The sequence below is a fragment of the Actinocorallia lasiicapitis genome (genome assembly GCF_054778695.1).
The window spans coordinates 1-1,803 of the sequence record NZ_BAAGZI010000660.1; the positions used below are offsets into that span (position 1 = coordinate 1).

The following is a 1,803-nucleotide window of genomic DNA, read 5'->3' on the forward strand; positions in this document are numbered from 1 at the left end:
CCAACCAGATGTCCGGCGGCGAGCAGCAGCGCGTCGCCGTGGCGCGGGCCGTGGTCGGCGATCCCGACCTGCTGCTGGCCGACGAGCCGACCGGCAACCTCGACACCGCCAACGGGCAGGAGGTCCTGGCCGTGCTGACCGAGCTGAACGCGGGCGGCACCACCATCGCGATCATCACCCACGATCTGGACATCGCCGCGCGCACCCCGCGCCAGGTGCACGTCCGGGACGGGCTGGTCCGGTGAGCCGCCCACTGCGCCCGGCACGGCTGCGGCCGTCCGACACGCTGCGCACCGGCGCGTCCGGGCTGCGGTCGCGGCCGGTCCGGGTGGTGCTGTCGGCGCTCGGGATCGCGATCGGCATCGCCGCGATGGTGTCGGTGATCGGGATCTCGGCGTCGAGCAAGGAGGAGCTGCTGCGGCGGCTCGACCGGCTCGGCACCAACCTGCTGACCGTCACCGCGGGCCGGTCGGTGTTCGGCGACGACTCCCAGCTGCCCGAGGGGGCCGTGGACATGGTCGCCCGGATCCGGCCGGTGCTGAACGCGGCCGGGACCGGCGACACCGGGCAGACCGTCCGCCGCACCGACCGGATCGACGAGGACGTCACCGGCGGCCTGGCGGTCCTGGCCGCCACGCCCGGCCTGCTCAAGACCCTCGACGCGAAAGTCGCCAAGGGCAGTTTCCTCAACGCGGCCGGCTACCCGGAGGTCGTGCTGGGCGCGAAGGCGGCCGAACGGCTCGGGATCGCCAGGACGGGGGTGCGGGTCTGGATCGGCGGCCGCTGGTTCACCGTCAGCGGGGTGCTGGACCCGATCGAGCTGGCCCCCGAGATCGACCGTTCGGTGCTCGTCGGCTGGGACGCCGCCCGGCGCCACCTGGACTTCGACGGCCATCCCACCACGATCTACGAGCGGTCGACCGACGCCTCCGTCCAGGCGGTCGGCGGGGTGCTGGCCAGGACCGTCAATCCGGAGAACCCGGAGGAGGTCACGGTCAGCAGGCCGTCGGACGCGCTCCAGGCCAAGGCCGAGGCGTCGGGGGCGTTCACCGGGCTGCTGCTGGGGCTGGGCGCGGTCGCGCTGCTGGTCGGCGGGGTCGGGGTGGCCAACACCATGGTCATCTCGGTGCTGGAGCGGCGCAAGGAGATCGGGTTGCGGCGCTCGCTCGGCGCGACGCGGGGCCAGGTCCGTGTCCAGTTCCTCGCCGAGTCGCTGATGCTGTCGGCGCTCGGCGGGACGGCGGGCGCCCTGCTCGGCTCGGTGGCCACCTTCTGTTACGCGTCGTGGAAGGGCTGGCCGCCGGTCGTCCCGGTCTGGGCGCTGGCGGGGGGAGTGGCGGCCACCCTGGTCATCGGCACCGTCGCCGGGCTCTATCCGGCGATGCGGGCGGCCCGCCTGTCACCCACCGTGGCCTTGACGGCGTGACGTTCCGTGACGTCCCTCGCGCTCTTTGTGAGGGACGTCACAGGTCTAGACCAAGTTCGGTCATCTGGGATAAATGTGCCGGAAATCTCCGACCAGTACCGTTTCGAACCAGCGGTACTGATCAGTAGGAGGTGTCCGGTCATGGTCTTCGGTCGCGTTCGTGCCCTGTCGCGCAGCGGTCTGCTCAAACCCGGTTCGCCCGCCGCGACCGCCAAGCAGCTCACGGCTCTGGCCCGCTGGGGCAACACCCTGGCCGGCGGGACCGTCGCGGCCGCCGCCCGCGACCCCCACCGGCCCGCGCTCGTCGACGAGCGGGGCGTGTTCACCTACGAGGAGCTCGACGCCCGCACCAACCGGCTGGCCAGGGGCCTGACCGG

At 72.9% G+C, this 1,803-nt stretch carries 2 protein-coding genes and 1 pseudogene; all 3 read left to right on the forward strand.

Annotation, left to right across the window (positions count from 1 at the left end):
* On the forward strand, window positions 1-245 hold a 245-nt coding region (locus ACYVE7_RS33480; RefSeq protein ID WP_460370515.1), incomplete at its 5' end, for an ATP-binding cassette domain-containing protein.
* Window positions 242-1,426 carry an ABC transporter permease gene (locus ACYVE7_RS33485; RefSeq protein ID WP_460370517.1) on the forward strand — a complete coding sequence of 395 codons (1,185 nt, stop codon included), beginning with the start codon at window positions 242-244 and terminating at the stop codon, window positions 1,424-1,426. The genes ACYVE7_RS33480 and ACYVE7_RS33485, both read left to right, overlap by 4 nt.
* Before the next feature lie 141 nt (window positions 1,427-1,567).
* Window positions 1,568-1,803: pseudogene (locus tag ACYVE7_RS33490) on the forward strand (acyl-CoA synthetase); the annotation flags it as partial.